Genomic DNA, 864 nt, shown 5'->3' with positions numbered 1-864 from the left:
TGGTGGGCATTCCCGCGGAATGCATGGTGTTTTTGCTCATGGGGGGAGCGTATCTAAGGAGCAGGATCAAGCAAGCAGGAAAGTGGGATCAAGAGACGATCGTCTCATTTTTCCTGTGTCAATACTGTTCCGGTGAATACTTACAAGAAAAACCCTAAGTTCTGCCTGGTATTTCAGCCAGTTTACAGTCCTTGGGTTAATCACATAGAACGGCTGTGGCACAAGTTGCATGAAACCATCACGCGCAATCATCAATGCAGAGGGATGGCCAACCTGCTGGCTCGAGTGAAACACTTCATGGATACCGTGTCTCCTTTCCCGGGGAATGGCTATGGTACAGCGAAGGTGTAGCACTATTGGGATCAGTTATTTAGGGAAGGTGCGAACAAGTCCCTGATATGAGATCATGTTTGTCATCTGGAGCCATGGAACAGGGTTCATCATGAGTCATCAAATTACCTTCGCCGACAGTGAATTCAGCAGTAGGCGCCGTCAGACCAGAAAAGAGATTTTCTTGTCCCGCATGGAGCAGATTCTGCCATGGCAAAACATGGTGGAAGTCATCGAGCCGTTTTACCCCAAGGCTGGTAATGGCCGGCGACCTTATCCGCTGGAAACCATGCTACGCATTCACTGCATGCAGCATTGGTACAACCTGAGCGATGGCGCGATGGAAGATGCTCTGTACGAAATCGCCTCCATGCGTCTGTTTGCCCGATTATCCCTGGATAGCGCCTTGCCGGACCGCACCACCATCATGAATTTCCGCCACCTGCTGGAGCAGCATCAACTGGCCCGCCAATTGTTCAAGACCATCAATCGCTGGCTGGCCGAAGCAGGCGTCATGATGACTCAAGGCACCTT

The 864-nt window shown here is 51.0% G+C and carries 2 pseudogenes; both read left to right on the top strand.

What is annotated here, in order from left to right:
* Positions 1 to 144 precede the first annotated feature (144 nt).
* Positions 145 to 351 (top strand): annotated as a pseudogene (locus tag J9892_RS21765) (IS630 family transposase); the annotation flags it as partial.
* Between the two features lie 91 nt (positions 352 to 442).
* Positions 443 to 864, top strand: a pseudogene (locus tag J9892_RS21760) (IS5-like element IS5B family transposase); the annotation flags it as partial.

Origin of the sequence: Aeromonas sp. Prich7-2, from assembly GCF_017939255.1 — a bacterium.
Lineage (GTDB): Bacteria > Pseudomonadota > Gammaproteobacteria > Enterobacterales > Aeromonadaceae > Aeromonas > Aeromonas caviae.
This window is presented reverse-complemented; position numbering and strand designations above follow the sequence as displayed.